The organism is Flavobacterium sp. KBS0721 (assembly GCF_002007065.3).
Lineage (GTDB): Bacteria > Bacteroidota > Bacteroidia > Flavobacteriales > Flavobacteriaceae > Flavobacterium > Flavobacterium piscis.
The window spans coordinates 4304341-4326595 of sequence record NZ_CP042170.1; the positions used below are offsets into that span (position 1 = coordinate 4304341).

Genomic DNA, 22255 nt, shown 5'->3' on the forward strand with positions numbered 1-22255 from the left:
CATTTTGTGAATTAGTCCAATTATTTGGCAATTTAGTTCATAAAAAAAGCATCCCTAAAATAACTATTTAAGGATGATTAGAAACCTGAACTTATAATTAGTGCTTGTTATTCTGCTTCTGTCGGTAGTTTGTTGGACTAACACTGTATTTGCTGGTAAAACTTTTGGTGAAATTTGCCAGATCATTAAAACCGCAGTCAAACGCTATTTCAGTAATACGCTGATCCGAAACCTGAAGCAATTCGGCGGCTTTCTCCAGCTTCCTAGCTTTAATATAATTAGCAGGTGTATCGTTGTATAATTTTGCAAATTCACGTTTGAATGATGACACACTCAAATTATTTTGTTGCGCGAGTTCTTCAATTGTGAGCTGTGAAAACAAATTTGCTTCAATTATTTGTTTGAAAGTGTAAGTTGTGGGAGAAAAAAGCTGTGATAATATTACTTGTATGGATTCTGAATTTTGTGTTTGTGACAGCAAAAGGATAATCTCTCTTACTTTCAAAATCAGGATATCTTCGTTGATCAAAGAAGGATTTTCAAAATAAAACAATAATCCTTCGATGTATTTCTGAATAAGAAAATCGTTATTTATTTTTTCACTTGATTTATTCGATATTATATTCTTTGGTTTCCTGAGCAATAATGGAAGTTCCCTGTCGTATATCTTTTTTAATATCTCGGGATAGAAGGTCACAATCACAATTTCACAATTACTTTTTGAACTTGAATTGTAAATCTGTTTTCCTGAATTTATACAATTTAGCAATAACGAATAATTCATAGCGATATTGATTTGTTCGTCATCGATCTGATATTCAAGCTCACCTCCTTTCACATATAAAAAACAAGCCTGTTCTGTAACCGGAAAATCAAATTTAAACGGCGGTGTCAATTCAATTTTCTGAATCAGCGTCTTGCCGTATAGATCGTGTTTTTTATAATCGTTTACCATGATATTTTTATGTCTTCTTTATTGTTATAAGCTGCCTTCAGAGTTGAGTTTTAACGATTAATTTTTCTAATTCTTCACGGTTATCTTCGCCCCATTGTGCCGTGAATTCAATTGCAGGAATAAGTGATTTCCCTAAAGAAGTCAATTTATACTCGACCTTTAAAGGGCGTTCATCATAAGTGATTTTGGTTAAAATGCCGTGATTAACAAGCTCATTTAACTGATTATCGAGCAGTCTTCTGGATGCTTTTGGTATTTTGCGCTGAATTTCACCTGGACGTTTTATGCCTGAGTAAATACACCAGATCAGACTGATTTTCCACTTACCCTGAATGACTTCCATAAACAAATGCAGCCCGCAGTTTAAGTCTACAGGAATCTTCTTTTTGTACATAATTAATTGAATTGAATGCCAAAGGTAAAGTATAAAAATGATAAATCTTATACGGCTGAATTTAGCCGTACTTGATTGATTTAAAAGTGGTTTGTAGCTTTACAAAAATAAAAATATCATGAAATACAAATTATTCGGCACAGGAACAGGCTTATATTCAAGTGAAATTATACTGGGTGCAGCTAGCTTTGGAACGCGCAAAGGACACGGAACAAACCCCGAAGAAGTTCATAAAATATTAACTGCTTATGCGAATGCGGGCGGGAATTTTATAGATACCTCTGATCGTTACCAGTTTGGAGAATCTGAAGAACTAATAGGTCGGTTTATAGAACATCAGCGCAATAATTTTATCATCTGTACAAAATATACCCAAAGCAGTGAAGCCAACCCTAAAATCAGCAATTTTGGAAATCATCGCAAAGCAATGAGACAAGCTGTAGAATCAAGCTTGAAACGCCTAAAGACTGATTATATTGATATCTATATGCCACATTTTGATGATAATGTTACACCGCTTGACGAAATTGGTAGAGGTCTGGAAGATTTAGTTAAAAGCGGAAAGGTTTTATATACAGGCTTGACTAATTTTCCTGCATGGAAAGTAGCTGCCATAGCCGCTTCTACCAAATTGACTGCTGTTCAAATCGAGTATAATTTATTGCAGCGTACTCCAGATCGTGAATTTATTCCTATGGCAGAACAATTAGGATTAGGAACGATGATGTATTCGCCTTTGGCAGGCGGCACACTAACCGGAAAATACCGAAAAGGAGAAACAGGACGAATAACGCTTAGCAATTCTGATTATCTGGAAGATGAGAAAACAAAAGCAATTCTGGATCAGCTTTTTGTCATTGCGCAAGAAATTGGTGCAACGCCCGGGCAAGTAGCCTTCAGCTGGATAAAATCTAAAGGATCTTTTCCAATATTAGGCGCTCGTACACTTGATCATTTTTATGACGGAATAAAAGCGTCTTCAATAGAATTAACAACTGAACAGATTCAACAATTGGATCAATTGAGCGCTATTACTTTGGGGTACCCGCATGACCTTCTGGCAAGCGTGAGAAGTTAGTGTGTGTCTGGACAAAATTATTTTAAGATAAATGAGCTATTGTTAGGAGGTTTTTCAAATAAAATCAACCAGTTTCAAAACAACATTAGGCTGAACCTTTAATTTTTGAAGAAATAGAGAATTTTTACAATACCATTAGAAGACACAAGCATCTTGACAATACGAATATTTTGAATACCAAAAAATCATCCATAAAATTTATAGAATTTTGTATGCCTATTCAAAATTAATGAAGTGGGCAGCTCCAAAAGGGCTTTTAGAAAATGAAAACTTAAAAATAGTTACCATTTACCACGATAGTTTTAAAATAAGTGAACCTGAAAAAGTTAGCATGAGTGCCTGCATTTCGTTGAGTATCGTAGATTTTTGTATTCCAATTGAATAAATTAAAACTTCTTCAGCGGGCAGAAAATAAAACTATATCATCTTAAAATTAATCCATATTGTCAATAACGATTCTTATCTGAGTTCGGGCCATATCATAAACATTCCCTTTGGTGTCGTTCCAGGCTATTGACAATTCTGTACAAGCTAATACTACGGGATAAAATTCAGTATATTTTACAACTGTATTATTATATTGTTTTAGTAGTTCCGGGGTTTCTGTTTCTGCATAAATGTTTTTTCGAACAGTATCTATAAGAATTCGATCTTCTTTTGAAGGAAGCAATACTTCGATACCTTCTTTTTTGAAATTACCTTTTATATAATCGGTTTCCATACTGTGAAGTGAGCCAAATAAAACCACTTTTTCAATACCTTTTTTTTTGAGCTCGGCTATTACAAGTACTACGGGATGAATGATATTTATTTTTAAATCTAAGGCATCTACGGTTTCGTGAAGGGTTATATTAGGAATCAAAAGAGCGTCTATTTTTATCTGCTGAAATTCCACTATACAATTAAGTATCAGTACTTCAAGTTTTTTGGAGCTTTGAGGAAGTAACTTATTAATAGGATCAAAATTGACATTCCATAATTTAAATGGACACGTGCTGTATCCTGCTTTTTTTTCGTGATAAAGACGGTTTAATTCTCTGATATAAAAAAGAGTAGAACGACTTCCTAATCCTAATATCCCAAGTGATTTTATATTCATTATAAACGCTCCAAAATATAATTAGCAAAATACTTTTTACTGTCAGTTATTCTGTCCCTAATGGCAAAATCTGCCTTTTTTATAATTTTATTTAAAATTTTATCGTTGTACTTCCTTGAAATCTCGGTTAAAACTTTCTCGCCTTTAGCAAAATGAAAGGTTTTATTGAGTTTTTTTATAAATACATTTTGTTCTTTGGTACTTACTAAAAAACTCGTTGCAATTCCTTCTTTTTCATCATATTCCGGTTGGTGCTTAAAATGCTCAATGTCAAAGTCTGCATCGAGTTCGCGATTGATACGATCCAATAGGTTAAGATTAAATGCAGCGGTTATGCCCTGACTGTCGTTATAAGCAGGTAAAACTACTGTTGAAGGTTTTATTAAATCTACACCTAAAAATAGCTTATCTCCAAAACCTAAATTTTCTCCCAGGTTCGATATAAAATGAGTTGCCAGTTCATCAGACATATTGCCAATATTAGAACCTAAAAACAATATTACTTTAGGGTGTTGATTTTCTTTTAGCGATTCCAGGACATCAAAATAATCTCCCTGTTTTGTTTTTACGGAAATATTAGGCATTTCTTTATTCAAATCCATTTCGAGTTTATCCAGAGCGTTTTGCGAAATATCGATTGGGAGGTAATCAAAGTTGAAATTTTGCAGTGATAATTGTTGCAGAAGTTCTTTAGTTTTCATCCCGTCACCTGCACCAAGTTCTATAAGTTCAAAATAGATTTCAGGTTTTAGCTGTAGTGCTTTAATGATTGAAAGGCTTTTATTTTTAAAGATTTCATGCTCCGAACGCGTGACATAATATTCAGGCAAATGCATAATTTCAACAAAAAGTTCATCTCCTTTTTTATCGTAAAAAAACTTAGAAGGCAATGATTTTACTGAATTACTTAAACCTTCATTCACTTCACTTTTGAATTGCTCTAACATACTTTTCAGGGTTTCCTTTTTATTTAAAATCATTGCATCTTTCATAAGCATGGCTATTGGTGATTATCTGTTTTTAATTGAAGTAAAAATACAAGAGATCCCCCCGCCGGATGTTACATTATTTGAGAAAAATGTTCTTTTTAAAGAATGAGAGGATACAATAAAGATACAAAAAACTAAAAGGCAAAGCCATAATAATAAGCAAATTGCTTATCCCGTTGAGCAATTCATCCGCACCAAGAGCAGTGAGCCCTACCGCGGTGGAAGTAATTATGATACCCCAACCGAGTTTATGGGTTTTGGAAGGGTTTTCATTACCGTTATCACTAAACATACCCAATACAAAAATGGCTGAATCAATCGAATTAATAATTGAAATTGCAACTAAAATCCCTGCAATCAAAAAGGTAATCTCATGCAGAGGAAAATGTTCTAAAAAAACAAATAAAGAACTGAATAATTCATCAAACTGTTTTGAATTACCTCTAGATGTGATTTCAAAAGCCTTATTGGCAAATATGGCAAACCATACAATGGTAGCTAAAGTGGGTACTAAAATTGTAGCAATTAAAAATTCTTTGATCGTTCTTCCTTTTGAAATGCGAGCAATAAAAATCCCCGTAAAGGGAACCCAGGCCAACCAGAATGCCCAATAGAAAACCGTCCAATCCTGTGTAAAGTGGCCCTTGGTTGTATAATCTCCTATTGCAAGGCTCATTTCAAAAAAATGAATTACATAGTGATAAAAAGCCGTACAAGTTTGCGTTATAAAAAGACTGAAATTTAAAAACAAGGCTACAAATAGCATTAAAATAATGGAAAAGAGAAAATCAAAATCAGCCAAAAATTTAATCATTTTTGTAATCCCGGTCAAAGCGGAATATGTGGCGATGGCACCCATTATAAAGACACAGCCTACTAAAAAATGAGTTCCAAACGCCGAGCCAAAAGTATAATTCAACCCACCCACTAATTGTGCTGTTCCCAGACCCAGTGAAGCAATTACTCCGGTAATGGTGATTAATACAATAAAAAGAATGGCACTAAATTTCAGCACACTACTTTTAACATAAGGTACTATCGCGTGCAATAAATTAGGTGCTTTTTTTACATATAGATTATACCCAATCATTAATCCAAATAAACTATACATGGCCCAAGGTGTAAATCCCCAATGAAAAAAGGTATACTGCAGCGCCGTTTCTTTAGCATTAGAGGTCACTACAGGACTGTTATTGAAGTAATAAACCGGCTCCTGCACCGCACGAAGCAATAACCCTGAACCCATTCCGGTACTGTACAGCAAGGCAATCCAACTGAAATAAGAATAAGCTGGTTTTTCACTACCCAATCGTTGATTCCGAATTGGTAAAAATAAAAGCGCCACAGAAGCCAGCACCACAATTAGACCCAATACCAAATAATAGGTACTAAAAACTGCTAATAATTGCTGATTTATCCGACTCAAAACAGCTAGTAAACCATCTGGTGCCAAAATGCCACTTATAAAGAAGACAGCTCCAAAAAGCATCCCATATAATAGTAAATTATTTGCTCGAAAATGACTGTACCGTTTTGAAATCAAAATACTTTTTATTTATGAATTGGTTTTAAAGTTTCAAGCATCGTGGGAATTAGTTCACTAACCGTAGGATGAATGTGCACTGAGTCCCGAAAAACGGTATAAGGTTGTTTGCCATACATTAAATTGGTGATTCCGTTTATGATTTCATCCCCGCCAACTCCCAAAACACAAGCGCCTAAAAAAAGATTGGTTTTAGCATCTATTACCGCTTCCATAAAACCTAAGCTTTCTCCCTTTTCTTTAGCGCGTCCTACTTTTGTCATAGGACGGTGTGCCACCAATACTTCATATCCTTTCTCAAGAGCTTCCTTCTTGGTCATGCCTATTCTGCCCAGCGGCGGATCGATAAACAAACCGTAAGTAGTAATTCGATCACTAATTTTTCGCTCTTTTTTACCAAGAAGAAAACTTTCTACAATTTGAAAATCATTGTAAGAGGTATGCGTAAAAGCCCCCTTTCCGTTACAATCTCCAATGGCGAAAATACCTTCAACATTAGTCTGACAGTAATCATTGACTTTTATATAGTTTTTCTCATCCACTTTTATATGGGTATTCTCAATCTGTAAAGTATCGGTATTGGGCAAGCGTCCGACAGCTAATAACAAGTGAGATCCTTTTATTTCACTTTTGTCGATTGTAACGGTAATGCCGTCTTGGTTGTTTTCAATAGCTGCAATTTCCTTTGCGTTAAACACAAGCTGTATCCCTTCAATTTTCAATATTTCGGCTACTGCGTCACAAACTGTATCGTCTTCCCTTGCTATTAATTTTTCATGGTACTCAATAATGGTGACTTCGCTGCCAAACCTTCGAAAGATCTGACCAAATTCCAAACCAATATAACTGCCGCCAATGATGATCAAATGTTTAGGAATATCTTTGATTTCTAAAATATTTTCGTTCGTGTAAAAAGGAATTCCTACATAAGCTTGAGGAACTACTGCCCTTGCCCCCACATTTATAAATATTTTTTTTGCAGTAATTGCCGTATCTCCCACCTGAACCACATAATCACTTAAAAAATAAGCTTCAGCTTTATACAAGGTAATATTTTCGTTGCTCGTAAGCGATTTTTCAATACCAAATCGGGATTCATGTACGAGCTTATCTTTACGCGCTTTAATTTTTTCAAGATTAGCTTTAGTTCCATCCGGAATTTCAATGCCTAATGCATCACCATGAAAAGCATCCCACATTCTGCGGGCACTTGCTACATAGGCTTTAGTTGGAATACAGCCATTGTTAACACATGTCCCCCCTAAAAAACTTTTTTCGACAATAGCAACCGTACCTTTTTTTGATAAGCTAAACGCTAAAGGAACACCTGCCTGCCCACTTCCAATAATAATATAATCAAAGTTTTTCATAGTCTTTTAGTTTAAAAAAAATTATTTCGCTAATCGCAATCCGGAAAACTGCCAGCGCATTTTGGCACTGAAAAAATTACGATAGGTATTACGGCTATGATTCTCGGGTGTTGCCACCGAAGCACCTCGCAAAACCATTTGGTTCACCATAAACTTTCCATTGTATTCTCCCAAAGCACCGGCCGCTTTACTAAAATTAGGATAGGCCAGATAAGCGCTGTTGGTCCATTCCCATAATTTTCCCCAATTCAATTGACTGCTGGCTATTTCCCACTCGAATTCTGTTGGCAATCTCAATCCTTTCCACTGTGCATAGGCAAAAGCTTCGAAATAGCTGATATGCATCACAGGTAAATCGGGTACAATTTTCTGCATACCATTTAAAGTATACTCAAACCATTGATCTTCCATTTTATGCCAGTACAATGGAGCTTCAATTTCATTTTCATTCAACCATGCCCATCCCTCATCATGCCAATAATTAAAATTTTGGTAGCCACCGTGCTCAATAAACTCTAAATATTGACCATTTGTCACCAGCATGTTCGCAATCTCAAAATCAGCTACATAAACATTGTGTCTTCCTAATTCGTTATCAAAACAGAAAAAGTCTCCTGTATGTCCTATTTCATAAACTCCTGCTTCTATTTTTATAAAACCAGCATCTTGTCTTTCTGCAGTTGGTAAAAAACTATTTCCGTAAGTCGGAAAAGTCGGCTGGATTCCTAGTATGTATTTGATATCATACACCAAAAGTTCCTGATGTTGCTCTTCATGATTGATTCCGATTTCAATGACATCAAGTATCTCTTTGTTTAAATCATTGTTCATAAAGCGTTCGACTGCAGCAGTAACATAAGCTCTATAAGCATAAACCTCTGCTACAGCTGGTCGTGTCATCAATCCTCTGGAAGGACGCTGCACACGTTGTCCCACATTATTATAATAACTATTAAACAAATAGGAAAAATCAGGATGGTAAACTACATAATCAGGAGCGTACTTTGTTAGTAAAAATTCTTCCCAAAACCATGTTGAATGGGCTAAATGCCATTTTGGAGGAGAAGCAAAATCACTTGGCTGTACTGAATAATCCTCAATAAGCAAAGGATTACAAATTTCTTCAGTTTTTTTTCGGACTTCTAAAAAACGTGCTTTCATATATTTAAGTAGTGCTATTCGTATTAACCTGTAAGATATTAATTAAAAATACTATAAGTTAATTATTTATGCAAAAAGATGTTTGTTAAAAATCCCAAAGTTTCTATTATAGAATAGCAATAAGGTTCTCTCTCATCTGTCAGAATCACATTTCAGGCCTTAAGTAATTTTAAATTATACATAGAGATCTCTGGCGACAGGACTAGTTATTTTTCCAAACATCAAAAATATCATGATACTGAAAAAGGCATTGATTTTTTTTAACATCAATGCTATTGTCAAAATAAAAGTACCCTGCAAAATCAATAGAAATTACAGGGTACCCAAACAAGTAATAATCTTCCAAAACTACTTACCCGTCTGACTGAACTTAAATATATACTTGCGCATTAAGCCTCTTTTTAGAATACTGATTTAAATGGAACCTAAGCTGAAGTATCACCTCTTTTTTTGTACCGTTGATATTAATAAATTTAATATCAAACCAGCTTTTTAATTCTTCAATATCCTCAGGATTATTTTTTAATGATGACGCGAATAGTATCTGAACACGGGAATTTAAAAGTTTAAAGAATTCATTTAAATTAATTTCGTTGTCCGCCACAAAAAGAATTAAATTATAATCATACAAACTGAAATCAGCACCTTCAGTTCCTGAAAAAGCTATAAAGTCACAATCAGAAATTCCTTTTGTAAAATACCTGAGAAAAACCCCGCTCTTATCATAAACCAGAATTTTTGTTTTCTCAAGAATAACTGCCATTTTTATTAGTATATTAATTTTAAAAAATAAACGATCTTTAAATATAAGAACATGATCCCCTCAGATTTACATCTGTCCATATTTCTGCCTGTAGAATTAAACTCATTATTACAAACCAGCCGTAAGAATTGTTTGTAGAAAACTACAAAAAGACACCGTTTTTTAAAGGAAAGACAACAGCTTTAATGACAAAGGAAGAGCTCTAAAATGGGATGCTGTTTAAATATGAAACTATATTCATTTAACAAAAATACCTTGTAACTCCCAGTTTTTACTCTATTTTAAATTGTAGAATATAACTTCTAGTTGTAATTAATAATTTTAAAAATAAAAACCTTAATACACAACTAAAAAATTTACTATTAGCTTAAAGAAGCTTACTAATAGCACAAAGCGAACAAAAAAATAATGATAAATCTATTTCACTTTATTTTGATTTGAATTTGGCTTAAGTTCGTCTGGACTGTCTTTTGTATAGGTATCAAATGTTTCTTTTGATGGCGTTGCAAATACATCCTGTATCAACTCAAAACTCAAAGTATTTTTCGGATCAAATTGATCTGAATTCATGTATTTTTCCAGTTAATAATACAGCGCTTTGGAGGTAACTGCAAGGTTAATCTCATCATCCTTAAAGCTGCTTAAAGTGAAAAAAGTGACGCCAGGAATCAGGCAATGATACCGCAAATAATCTAATTTGGGCAGAATAGTGACACATGGTTAAAAAAATAGAACGCAAGCAAAATAAAGCCCTAAGAGATTAGGTTCGAAACTTTATATCATGGTGGTAATCATTCTGAAATACAGCAATATTTAGCTGCTTAATTTCCATACCAAAATTATTTTTCTTACATTTAAGAAACATTAAATTGAAATATGATGAATACAGCAAAAATAGTGGGTATTGTACTTATAGTGATCAGCTTGGCCGCAGGCTATGTGGGATTAAACCGGGTATCAGACAGCACCAAAGAAATTAACTTTTTAGGCCTTAAAATTGATGCTTCGAACGAATCGGGACAAATGCAGGGTTTTCTTTATCTTGGAGTAGCAGCAGCTCTTTTAGCAGGCGGACTGTATACTTTAAAAAAGTCAAGCTAATTTAAACCTAAATAGTAAAATAGGAAGCCTGCAGTATATAAATACTGCAGGCTTTGTACATTGTAAAAATGGCATTTTAAGCAGTGATGGAAAAATAAAAAGCCAAACAGCGCTTCAAAAGTCCAGCTACATTAAAATCATTACCAATGTAATGAAGATAAGTAATATTCTAATCCAAATAAGATTCTACTCCAACCAGCCTCTCCATTGCCAATCATCATAAAAAGTAACAACGCTCTCAACTTTACCAATAAAGATACAATTGGATAAAAAAAAACTGCAGGCACAAATACCAGCAGTTTAATTTTGAATTATAAAGTGTCTTTCAGCCCCATTTGACATATTGTCCGAGCTGATAAATCCCTTTAGAACAGCACTAAAAATGAGTTGCAGTTATCCTGCTGTTCTATTCAAGGCTCTATTAGCACTTATAATATCTGTTTCTAATTTCATCATAACACAGATGAGGGTACTGATAACCTCCCATAGTCTGTTTTAGCTGTTTTTCAGTCAGCTTTTGCACATCACTCGGTAGAAATTTTTTAACTTCTTTGTCTTTTGTTTTTTTGTCAAACATAACTTATAGTTTAAAGTGATTACGATTCCAATCATTTAAAGACACCTGGAATTTCTGTCTGTGTTATCGCAGTTTTTTCTGCTTACATATCTTTGCATTAACTCTGAAATACCAAAATTAAGTTGTGTATTCATAAATACCAAAATTATACCTACAAATATGAATTATTTTTACGATAATTACTTACTTACAACCTATTTATTTTTAAATTTTAACATAATTCATGATTTTACATCAGGGCAGATCTTAAAATAATCCATAAAACATAAACTGATGCCATGGCCTTATAAATACCGTTTTAAATTTATGTTATCTGTAAATCGCTATTATTTTTAATACAATATAATTGGTCAGAAGTCCGTTTAAAAGTGCTAGAACATTGTCTTGCTGCTCCTGAGTTTCGCAATCAAAATGAACCATCATTTCAGTAATAAACTCAGAATACAGGATTCCCTTTTCTATTTTAGCTAATGCAATTTGATCTAAATCGTCCAGCTCGTATTTCCCAGGCATAGCATTATGCTCCTTTATTTCCAGAAACAACACTTCTTCATCATTTAGTTCAGACACCTTCTGTTCCAAGCCGTCTAACAGCACGATATTAAAATCTTCTTTTTTCCTAAGCAAACTTTTAAAACTGCCCGGCAGACCTTCCGTATACAAATCCCTTTTTAGCAGATAATGCTCGGCAGAAAACTTTCCTCTTTTAAGCTCATCATCAAACACTGAAATCAGTTCTGCAGACTTTTCCGGGGTCAGAAATTCAATTTCATTCTGCTCCCCTTCCGCCTCATTGATCATTACAGCCCATTTTGAATAACACTGTGGATAATTTTTCATTACATAAACTTCCATAGCTTTACATATTGCGGGATTTTTTTTATAGGCTCCCAGTAAATGTAAATACTTTTTATCGGGAACATCCTGAAATTCAGCAAAACCGGAATAGTAGCCGTCATTGTATACTTCATCGAACAAAAAATCAATCTTTACATCCCTATTCTGAGCAAACTGGTAAAACAATACCTGTTCAAAAAATAAATTAAAATTAAGGCAGTTGATTTTGGGCCAGGCTTTTTTATTTTTATCTAAAAAATCAATGCTGATTGCAGCGTATTCTTTAAAAAAATCAATATCATTTCCTCCTGTAACCCCCATATTGCATCCAAAATTGTCGGAACGTTTATGATAGCGCTCCATTTCATCGGGCATGTACAGAAGCTCTGGCGAAATTTCATTCCACATTTTAGTGTAATTATCGCCAGTAATTTCCAAATTCTGCGTCAGTAAAGTGGCACAACGAAATTTTACATCCAGAGATTCCCAAACAAAAACATCTCCGTCAACGTGCAGAAACGGTTCGGTCTGCATCTGGTACACTTTAATTTTAGAAACACCCCAGAGATCGTTGGGATAATGATTTAAATCATCTAAAACGACATGAACTCTTGTATAGGGCAGCTGGAGTTTTGTAATTAAAATCTCATATCCAAAACGATCTGTGTACAATTCTACTTCTTTATGAAATTTCACCAATTGATGAGAGCTCAAAATCCAGCTCAGCCAATTGTATTTATAAGAAAACCAGCCGTAATTACTTTTGATATCAGTCGAATTACCGGTCCAAAAACTTTGTATTATCTTCATTTAAATGGAGCTGAGCTTATTTTTTTTAATTAATGCCAATTTTTCTTAGTGTTTGATTCATACTGAATTCAATAAAAATGCCTGCCAGCATTATTTACAAATTATATAAATACCAGCTGCAATATAACTTAATTATTTGTAAGTTTTTTACGGTATTCCGTATAATATACAGATTCTGCAACCTGCAACTTGATACTATTATGTTCTACGGTACAACTAACATATAATATAAAAAGGCAAAATGCTAAATCGATTTTAACAGTAAAATTTTACATGAAAATTCCAGTGAGTAATTATGGCTCGAGTACTAACTAAATCTTTTATTATAATTAGAAATGGAAGAACATAACCATCTAAAATATTATAATCAGGACGAAATCGTAATCAACATAGATGAACTTTCAACAAAGAATTTAAACTTAACATTCAAAAGATATTGCTAAAAAACATGATTGTTAATCTAAATAATTAATCATGACAATAAAAGTAAAGTCTTTTTTAATATTGTAGTATTTTTATTTACTTTTGGCCTATATTAAAATTTAACTATTATAGTAACGATCATTAATCAAAATCGTTAAAACTTACAACACTAACAACCAAAACCTCGCAAAAAAAATATGAATATCATAAAATCAAGCCACTATACTTCAGCAAACCTGTATCAAAAGGTGCTATTTCAATTTCTATTTTAGAATCTACAATCTTGCTTAATCCAAAAATAAATCACGCAACAAGTGCATTTTAGTTCTATTTCTCAAAAAATAGAATAGAACAATAATGTCTACTTTTCAAAAAACCACAACCAATTAATGAGACAAACAATACTATTATTATGTTGCTTTCTTTTTTTATCCAATACTTTACAGGCACAAATATCAGGCACAGTTAAAGGATATGTAACAGATACGATAAACAATTCTAATTTAACGAATGCATCAGTTTCTTTGCTAAGAGCAAAAGATTCCATTTTATTAAAATTTACCCGAGCTAAGGAAAATGGTTATTTTGAATTGAATAATATTAAAGCCGGTAAATTTATTTTACTGGTTTCTTATCCCAAATATGCTGATTTTGTAGATCAATTTTCTGTTGATTCTACAAAGTTACTCAAAGATTATGGTAAAATTAATTTGGCTGATAAAGGACGATTACTATCCGAAATAATTATAAAAGGCAATAGAGCCGCCATGAAAATAAAAGGAGATACGTTAGAATTCGATCCAAAAGCATTTAAAATAGAACCTAATGCAAAAGTGGAAGATCTGATAAAACAATTCCCGGGAATACAGATTGATAAGGATGGTAAAATTACCGCTCAAGGCGAAACTGTCACCAAAGTTTTGGTTGATGGTGAAGAATTTTTTGGTGATGATCCCACTTTAGTTACAAAAAATCTACGTGCTGATATGGTTGATAAAGTACAATTGTATGACAAAAAAAGTGATCAGGCCGCTTTTACAGGAATTGATGATGGTCAGAAAACCAAAACGCTAAATGTGAAACTTAAAGAAGACAAAAAAAATGGTCATTTCGGGAAAGTAGAACTCGGAGGAGGAACTGATAATTTTTATAAAGGTCAAGCCATGTTTAATAAGTTTTGGGATAAGAAAAAAATAGCAGCTTATGGCATTTTTGGGAACACAGGACAAGTAGGATTAGGATGGGGAGACAAAGATAAATATGGCCAAAACAGTTATCAAGTAGCTGATGACGGCGGTATTAATTTTACAAGTAGCGGAAATGATGAATTAGATAGCTGGGATGGTCAATTTAATGGTGAAGGAATTCCGGTAGCTCAAACTGGCGGAATACATTTTGACAATAAATGGAACAACGATAAAGAATCTATCAATGTAAATTATAAAATTGGCGATATCAAACTTTCAGGAGATCGCAATGATATTAACCAGCAAAATTTAAGTTCCAGCAGCATTTACAATAATTCAGACAAGAGTTTTGAGAAAAACATGACTAAAAATAAACTTGATCTGGCTTATGAAATTAAAATTGATACTACTTTAACTTTAAAATTAAATGTAGACGGATTATTTAAAAACAGTAATTCAAGTGAAGCAGAAATGCGAAAAGGTACTGATGAACAAGGTAACCAATTGAATAATCTAAAACAGACAACTACAAATGATGTTGATGATAAAATATTTAATATAAATACTTTATTAACCAAAAGACTTAAAAAAACGGGCCGAACATTATCTCTTAATTTAAGCCAGTCGAGTACAAATAGCAAAAGTGATGGTTATCTAAATTCAAAAGCTGAATTTTTTACAACATCGGTAATTAGTCCGGACAGCACCAAAGTAGTCGATCAAAATAAAGTCAATAATATTACAAATACAGCTTTTAAATCAAATTTAATCTATACCGAACCGTTATCTAAAAGCCTGACTTTAATTCTTAATTATGGCTTCAACATAAGTAACGGAAAATCTGATCGTAAATCTTTTAATCAATCCACGGATGGAAATTATAATGTTCTGGATTCCGTCTTTAGTAATAATTATGAATTAGACCAAACGATAAATCAACTTGGAGGGATTTTTAATTACAAAAAAAATAAAACTGTTTTTTCTTTTGGTTCTAAATTTAGCGGCGTCAACTTTAAACAGTATAATGTTTATACAGATGAAAATTTTACGCGAAAATTTATCAACTACATGCCTCAAATCAACTATCAATATAATTTTAAACAAAGAGAAGTACTTCGTTTGTCGTATAACGGAAACAGCGATCAGCCAACATTAGAACAAATACAACCGATACGAAACAATCAAAATCAATTGAATACGATTTTGGGTAATCCAGATTTAGATCCTTCTTTTAGAAATATTCTTAGAGGAAGTTATTATTCGTATAAAGTACTTAGCAATCAATATTTTTCGGTTAATGCAACGTACAATTTTACGATAAATCCAATAATAAGTAATGTGGTTACAAATGATAGAGGACAAAGTATCTCTCAATTTGTAAACCTAAAAGACAAAGCTACAACAGGTTATTTTTTGAATACTAATTTTGGCAAAACAATCAAAGCCATAGACATGAACGCAGGAATTGGTTTAAGCGCCAACAAAAATGTAAACTATAATTACATCAATACAAAACTGAATGAAACTAAAAATTCAACTTATTCCTTTAATTTAAACTTATCAAAGTATAAAGAAAAAAAATACAATTTTAATACCAGCTTCGGACCCACTTATAACGTTGCTAATGCAAGCATCAACGAAAATAGTAATAGCGATGGCTGGGGTTTTAATGGAAATTTCTGGACGAGTATAGAATTACCTTTTAAACTAGAAATTAGCACAGATGGTAATTATCAATATAATGGAAAAACACAAGTGATTCAGGAAACTTTTGAACGTTTTATCTGGAATGCATCAATCACCAAAAAATTCTTTAAAAGCGATAATTTACGAGTTTCTATAACGGGAAGAGATCTTTTGAACCAAAATGTAGGATTTAATCGTTCGGCTTATAATGGAAATATCAACCAAAGTACTTATACCACTATCCAAAGATACTTTTTATTCTCTGTAAGCTGGGATTTCAGCAAGATGGGCGGAGGAGAAATTAAACAAAACTAAAACCATGAAAACAATAATAAATCGCATCTTAATTTTAATAATTGTATTGACAAGCTGCAATACTTTTGCGCAAAATGACCACTTTGTGCAAAATGGCGTAATCGAATTTGAGAAAAAATCGAATATGTATGCTTTGATTACAAAAAAACTAAAAGGAGAAACTGATAGTTATTATCAAGCTGCTTTTGAAAGTTATAAAAAAACCAATCCACAATTTAAAACTACAAAAAGCACTCTCAGCTTTTCAAAAAACAAGAGTTTATACAAATGGGATGAAACAAATCAGTCAACAAGCAACAGTTGGATTGCTGACGATGCAATGGCTAATTTAAAAAATGTTATCGCCACAGATCTTGATGCGAAAACCAGTATTACACAAAAAAATGTTTACGATGATTTATACTTAGTTAAAGACAGTTTACGCAAAATTGACTGGAAAATCACCGATGAAACCAGAGAAATCGCGGGTTATGAATGCCGCAGAGCAAATGCTATAGTTCTCGATTCTGTTTATGTTGTTGCCTATTACACTATTCAAATTCCATTTGCTGGTGGCCCTGAATCTTTTACAGGCTTACCCGGAACAATTTTAGGATTGGCTATGCCACACGAAAATATGACATGGTTTGCTACAAAAGTTACAGAAATTCCAGTTTCTGACAAAGATTTAGCCCCGCCAATCAAAGGTAAACCTACTGACAATAAAGGACTAAACAAAACACTTTTGGATGCTTTGAAAGATTGGGGAAAATGGGCGAAAAAAACATTACAAGCCTACTCTTTATAACTAGCTATTAAAACCTATTTCTTACACATCAAAAAACATAACAAAATAAAACAAAGAATCCCAGTTAAAATATTTTAACTGGGATTCTTGTTTCTGTTTATATAGCATGGAACACTTACCGTCATGCTTATTTAGTATAAATATGATTCTGACCATTAGCCTGTAAATTAAAAATCGCCTCTTTTAAATCTTTTCCAAGATTTGATGTAATAGAATGTAATACAATTTTTAAATCATTAAAATTATTTGGCTTAACCAGATAGCCTATTGCTCCGCTATTTAAGGCCGTTTCTATATCATTTTTGTGAGAAGAAGTAGAGATCATAATAACTGGTATGTCCTGATGCAAGTCGTCTTCCTTCAGCAACTTTAGGCACTCCCAGCCATTCATAACAGGCATATTAAGATCTAGAAAAATAAGCTGTGGTTTTTCAGCAAGATTACGAAGTATCTCTATCACCTCATTGCCATTTATTGCGCAGTGGCAAATTATATCTTCGCTTAAATCTTCTAATGCCTCACAAAACATTTCTGTATCATCTATGTCGTCATCAGCCATTAAGATTGTCTTGTTTTCCATACTAAATTTCATTTTCTTTTTGCAACAGTGGAAGTTTTATAATAAACGTAGCTCCTTTGGCAAGACTGCCAATAGCAACAATACTTCCTCCATGCCTCTCTACAATTTTTTTACAAAGTGATAATCCAAGACCCGTACCTTCATAACTATCTTTAGAATTAAGTCTGGTAAAAGTTTCAAATATCTGCTCTGCCTGCTTTGGCTCAAAACCTATTCCGTTATCCTCTAATGTGATTACTGCAAAGCTATTCCCCTCTTCAATTATTGTTTTTGAAACCAAAGTTATTGTTGAAGGTACATCTTTTTTTGCAAATTTAATTGAGTTATTGATAAGATTATAGAATAACTGGTATAACAATACTTGCGCCCCTTGTAACGTTGGAAGATCAGAATGTTGGATATTTCCACCGCTTTTCTGAAGCGCTATTTCCAAATCTGTTTCAATATTTTTTATAATTTCATTCAAATCAACCATTGTTGGCTTTTCTAAATCTGCGTTGATTTTAGAATAGGCCAAAACACCATCAATCATGTTGTACATACGATCAGTGGCCACGTGAATCCTGTCAATGAATTTCATAGCAGATTCATCTAACTGCCCTTTAAGATGATCTTCCAGGCGGCTGGTAAAAGTTTTGATTTTTCGCACCGGCTCTTTTAAGTCGTGTGAAGCAACATGTGCAAATTGCTGTAAATCTTCGTTAGAACGCTGGAGCTCTTTGGTTCGATCCTGTACAAGACTTTCCAGACTATAGTTGATCGTCTTATGCTGGTGGATATCATTACAAGTACCAAACCATTTGGTGATAATTCCTGTTTTGTCTCTTATAGGGACAGCTTTACTTAAAAACCAACGATATTCACCCGTTGCTCCATTCTTCAACCTAAATTCAAGCTGATAGGTTGATCCTGTCTGAACGCTCTGATACCAATATTGGGTTACAATGGTCACATCATCAGGGTGCAGTATCGGAATCCAGCTGGAATCACCAAATTCACTTTCTTCAAATCCTGTGTACTCGTACCAACGTTTATTATAATAATCAATAAAGCCATCTGGTCTGCTTGTCCAGATAATTTGTGGCACAAGATCTGCGAGTTGTCTAAATTTCTCTTCACTTTCCTTAATAACCTGCTGCAGTTCCTTTTGTGAAGTAATATCGCTTGCCGAACCAAACCATTCAATTACATTACCATGATCATCCAGAATAGGGACTGCTCTTGAAAGCGCCCATCCAAAAGTACCATCGGTATTTAAAACCCTATGCTCCAATTCAATTATTCTTTTGCTGGAAATAGATTCATAAATACTACTCAAAATCCTTTCTTTATCGTTGGGATGAATATATTTATCTATCCAGTTGACAATAGGTTTCCCGGTATCGGAAAGAAAACCATGTCCCTCCAAATTACGCATTACCGTCCAGTCGGCATTCATTCGATATACCACATCTGATGAAGCATTAACCAACGCCCGGAAACGGCCCTCACTTTCCTCTAGTTTTTTTCTTGATGTCACTTGCTCAGTGACATCGATTGCTACCTGGATCATCCCCGTTGTCTGACCGTTTTCAATTAATGGGCGGTACGCGAGATTATAATAATAGTCCTGCACTACTCCATTACGAGCGTGCGAGACAAGTACTTCACTTTGATCATAAGGAATTCCCTTATTGTAAACGTTTTGAACTTGTTTCCATACATATTGCCCCTTGAGTTCAGGCAAAACATCAATTAATGGAGTGCCAATAACTTCCTGATCGCGGCCAATCATTTCAAGCATGTGTTTATTAATCTGCTCTATTACCAAATCATCGCCCATCAGTACCAAAGTCGGTGAAGGTGTCTGATCAATCATTGATTTTAATCTGCTCTGGCTATCTTCCAGCTTGCGTCTGGCCAGTACTTGTTCTGTTACATCAAAGGCCATGTGCAATACAGCCGGACTTTCTTCCATTTCATCAATACAGTCATAGGAAAAATTAAAATAACGTCGCTCGAGTTTGTCATCAATTATTAAGTCTACAGGCTGCTCATCTCCTTTAAACGGAATACCCGTTTTCTGTACGTTAATAACAGTTTGGAGCGCCGGCTGACCAATCAGTTCAGGCAGCGCTTCAGTCATTTTTTTGCCAAGGGCTTCTGCTGCATTTTCTTTATTCATGAACTGCAGCATTGGTTTATTTATACTTTCTATAATTACATCTTCTCCTTTAGAAAGCAGCATGGCCACCGGTGCCTGCTGAATCATATTACGAAAGCGCGTCTCACTTTTCTGCAGTTTTTCCTCTGCTTGCTTTATCTCTGTAATATCACGGGTAGTTCCTGCAACAGCTTCTACTTCACCTTGTTCATTCAAAACCGGAGCCAGGATATAATCATAAATACGACTGCCTAATTCAGCATGAGGAAAAGATACTGTTCCCCTAACGGTTCTTTTTGTCGCAACTACTTCATCAATTTCCCTTTCGTGCATCTGTGCATGCCATTCCTCATAACCGTTCTCTCTTAAACCGCGACCAATAGCATCCTGCTCTGATTTACCCCACATGGTAAGCAAAGCCTTGTTGGCATAAGTAAATTGATAAGATAAGTCAAAAACATAGACCAGATCAGGAGTATTATTTGTAATAGAATCGTAAAATCGTTTTTGTTTTTCTGCGGCAGTAAGCAAATTTTCTATTACAATTGCTGTTTGTTTTCTTTCGCTTATATCTTCTGTTGTGAGTATTATCAATTCAGCCTGCTTTAACGCTGTAAATTGAAGCCATTGTATTTTATCTGTATCATCAAAGCATTTTTCAAAACTAGTGGCAACTCCACTTTCAGCTACTTTAATAATTTTTTCGAGAATATCAGCATCTTTTAGATTGGAAAAAAATTCACTACAACGCCTACCGTTGTAATCGGTTTTCCCCGTCAGATTAAGCATGTAAGAATTAGAATGGAGAATTAAAAAATCGTCGATCTTACTTTCGTAATTGTACATGGGCTGCATTACTGTCATGCCATTTGAGGCAGAGTTTAAAATGGTATGAAAGAGGTCTTTATTTTCTAATAACTCCATGTATTTACTATTATCTAAAAAAGCGTTTCTACTTTCTTAATGTTTTTAACATCAAATTTAATTAATCATGTGATTAAACTAAAATAAATCAAAATGTTTTTTGATATTGTCCTCAAAAAGGATTTTTACTGTAATTTCATTTTTATAAATTTCCTCAAAAATGAAAACTAAAATGACTGTCTAATAGCTAACGTTCAGGTAGCTTAATCTTTTGGTAACCTTTTGATAATTATCATAGCCTAGCTTTGTTTATCAATACAACTTATTATGTTATTCCTTCTTTACTTAACCTCGATTCAATCCTTAATTACTGCTTTATTAATCTTTTTTAATAAAAAATTCAGGCAGGAAGATTTTTACCTGAGTATCTTTTTCGGAACTATATTTTTTCACCTTCTCTATAAGATCTCTATACTCTTCTTTTATCAGGATGCCAATCTGTTTGAAAAACTGCACGGGAGTTTCTCCTTTCTCTACGGTCCGTTGCTTTATTTTTATATGCTTTCGGTCTTTGGCAAACCCATTTCAACCAAAAAGATCTGTTACCACTGTATTCCATTCTTTATAGGTTTTGCCTTCAATATTATTATAGTCTTTATTGCGGTAAGCAATCCGGTATTCCCAAAAATCATCAAACTTTCTAACCTTATCGTGATGCTGCTTTTAATTCCCACTTTCCTGGGTTATAGTATTTATTGTTTGAAGTATATCCGCTCTTCGCAACCAGATTCTTCGCGAATCTTTAATTTAAAAATCAGCATCGTAAAAGTTATCGGAAGTGTTTACTGTTCTTTAGGAATATTAACTGTTTTGGGACTTTTGCTTTTGGCTTTTAATATGGAGATGATCATAAACCTTCGCTTTGTTTACTATTGTCTGATGCTTTTTATCTTCATTTATGTCATTCACATTCGGTTTGCCATCTTTTTTGAGATTCAAAAATTGGTCATTGAACTGAAAAACGAAGAAAAGTATAAAAACTACGAATTGAAATCGGATGAAATGAATGAGATTATCAACTTAATTCAAGCCTATTTTAAAACCAAAAAAGGCCATCTAGATTCTGAATTTAATCTGGACAAACTTTCTTCCGATTTAAATATTTCGAAAGTAAAAATCACTCAAGCGCTCAATGTCGAATTGAAAACTAATTTCTATCAATATATAAACTCATTAAGAGTTGAAGAAGCCAAAAGATTAATAGATAAAAAACAAGACGCCAATTTTGTTACAATTGGTTACGAAAGCGGATTTAAAAACAAATCGACTTTTTATAAATATTTCAAACAAATTACCGGAGCAACTCCAAGTGATTACAAAAAAGTACTTGAAGAAGCTTTATCATCAGAAAATGCATTCTCGTAAAGTCATTTTTTTATAAGAAAAGTATTTCCATACCCAATTGAATTTCAGAATAACAAGTCCTTCATATTTAGTTAACCATTTAATATTATTTACAAATAACTAATAATCAATTACTTAGAAACAATTTTAGTCTTTTTTGTACGCCTAAATTTAAAAAGACTTCCGGAA

General features: G+C 33.6%; 18 protein-coding genes. 6 read left to right on the plus strand and 12 right to left on the minus strand.

Annotated features, from left to right (window positions below):
• Positions 1–97: 97 nt before the first annotated feature.
• Both B0M43_RS18530 and B0M43_RS18535 read right to left on the minus strand, forming a co-directional pair.
• Complete coding sequence (locus tag B0M43_RS18530) at positions 98–955, minus strand: AraC family transcriptional regulator (protein ID WP_078007671.1); 858 nt, start codon at positions 953–955, stop codon at positions 98–100.
• Between the two features lie 37 nt (positions 956–992).
• Positions 993–1349 (minus strand): helix-turn-helix domain-containing protein, encoded by a 357-nt coding sequence (locus tag B0M43_RS18535; protein WP_078007672.1) that lies wholly within the window; start codon positions 1347–1349, stop codon positions 993–995.
• 118 nt (positions 1350–1467) lie between these two features.
• Between B0M43_RS18535 and B0M43_RS18540 the strand changes: the two genes are divergently transcribed.
• Both B0M43_RS18540 and B0M43_RS24505 read left to right on the plus strand, forming a co-directional pair.
• Positions 1468–2427, plus strand: coding sequence for an aldo/keto reductase (locus tag B0M43_RS18540; RefSeq protein WP_078007673.1), 960 nt, complete (start codon positions 1468–1470; stop codon positions 2425–2427).
• A 229-nt stretch (positions 2428–2656) separates the two neighbouring features.
• The gene (locus tag B0M43_RS24505) at positions 2657–2812 is read left to right on the plus strand and encodes a hypothetical protein (RefSeq protein WP_168199958.1); all 156 of its coding nucleotides are present in this window, start codon (positions 2657–2659) and stop codon (positions 2810–2812) included.
• Between the two features lie 48 nt (positions 2813–2860).
• On the opposite strand, the gene B0M43_RS18545 is transcribed toward B0M43_RS24505, so the two are convergent.
• From B0M43_RS18545 to B0M43_RS24510, 7 genes are all read right to left on the minus strand, one after another.
• Positions 2861–3526, minus strand: a complete 666-nt coding sequence (locus B0M43_RS18545; RefSeq protein WP_078007674.1) for an aspartate/glutamate racemase family protein — start codon at positions 3524–3526, stop codon at positions 2861–2863.
• Positions 3526–4518 carry an L-histidine N(alpha)-methyltransferase gene (locus tag B0M43_RS18550; RefSeq protein WP_246860150.1) on the minus strand — a complete coding sequence of 331 codons (993 nt, stop codon included), beginning with the start codon at positions 4516–4518 and terminating at the stop codon, positions 3526–3528. The genes B0M43_RS18545 and B0M43_RS18550 overlap by 1 nt, the downstream gene beginning before the upstream one ends.
• A gap of 73 nt (positions 4519–4591) precedes the next feature.
• Positions 4592–6004, minus strand: a complete 1413-nt coding sequence (locus B0M43_RS18555; protein WP_078007675.1) for a BCCT family transporter — start codon at positions 6002–6004, stop codon at positions 4592–4594.
• A gap of 62 nt (positions 6005–6066) precedes the next feature.
• Complete coding sequence (locus B0M43_RS18560; RefSeq protein WP_078007676.1) at positions 6067–7428, minus strand: mercuric reductase; 1362 nt, start codon at positions 7426–7428, stop codon at positions 6067–6069.
• Positions 7429–7449: 21 nt separating this feature from the next.
• A complete protein-coding gene (gene egtB / locus B0M43_RS18565) occupies positions 7450–8589 on the minus strand; it encodes an ergothioneine biosynthesis protein EgtB (protein WP_078007677.1) in 1140 nt (379 codons plus the stop codon).
• A gap of 370 nt (positions 8590–8959) precedes the next feature.
• Entirely contained in the window at positions 8960–9352 is a 393-nt protein-coding gene (locus B0M43_RS18570; protein WP_078007678.1) for a hypothetical protein, read from the minus strand.
• 417 nt (positions 9353–9769) lie between these two features.
• Positions 9770–9922 (minus strand): hypothetical protein, encoded by a 153-nt coding sequence (locus B0M43_RS24510; protein WP_168199959.1) that lies wholly within the window; start codon positions 9920–9922, stop codon positions 9770–9772.
• A gap of 309 nt (positions 9923–10231) precedes the next feature.
• Between B0M43_RS24510 and B0M43_RS18575 the strand changes: the two genes are divergently transcribed.
• Positions 10232–10453 (plus strand): hypothetical protein, encoded by a 222-nt coding sequence (locus B0M43_RS18575; RefSeq protein WP_065450011.1) that lies wholly within the window; start codon positions 10232–10234, stop codon positions 10451–10453.
• A gap of 886 nt (positions 10454–11339) precedes the next feature.
• Here the strand turns inward: B0M43_RS18575 and B0M43_RS18580 are convergent.
• Positions 11340–12677 carry a DUF6734 family protein gene (locus tag B0M43_RS18580; RefSeq protein ID WP_123921817.1) on the minus strand — a complete coding sequence of 446 codons (1338 nt, stop codon included), beginning with the start codon at positions 12675–12677 and terminating at the stop codon, positions 11340–11342.
• An 812-nt stretch (positions 12678–13489) separates the two neighbouring features.
• On the opposite strand from B0M43_RS18580, the gene B0M43_RS18585 reads away from it, so the two are divergent.
• A complete protein-coding gene (locus B0M43_RS18585) occupies positions 13490–16288 on the plus strand; it encodes an outer membrane beta-barrel family protein (protein WP_078007680.1) in 2799 nt (932 codons plus the stop codon).
• A gap of 4 nt (positions 16289–16292) precedes the next feature.
• A complete protein-coding gene (locus tag B0M43_RS18590) occupies positions 16293–17075 on the plus strand; it encodes a GLPGLI family protein (protein ID WP_078007681.1) in 783 nt (260 codons plus the stop codon).
• Positions 17076–17202: 127 nt separating this feature from the next.
• Here B0M43_RS18590 and B0M43_RS18595 read toward each other — a convergent pair whose 3' ends face one another.
• On the minus strand, positions 17203–17655 hold the full coding sequence (locus tag B0M43_RS18595; RefSeq protein ID WP_078008013.1) for a response regulator: 453 nt from the start codon (positions 17653–17655) through the stop codon (positions 17203–17205).
• A 1-nt stretch (position 17656) separates the two neighbouring features.
• The gene (locus B0M43_RS18600) at positions 17657–20662 is read right to left on the minus strand and encodes a PAS domain S-box protein (protein ID WP_168199960.1); all 3006 of its coding nucleotides are present in this window, start codon (positions 20660–20662) and stop codon (positions 17657–17659) included.
• Between the two features lie 327 nt (positions 20663–20989).
• Between B0M43_RS18600 and B0M43_RS18605 the strand changes: the two genes are divergently transcribed.
• Complete coding sequence (locus B0M43_RS18605) at positions 20990–22087, plus strand: helix-turn-helix domain-containing protein (RefSeq protein WP_078007683.1); 1098 nt, start codon at positions 20990–20992, stop codon at positions 22085–22087.
• Positions 22088–22255 lie beyond the last annotated feature (168 nt).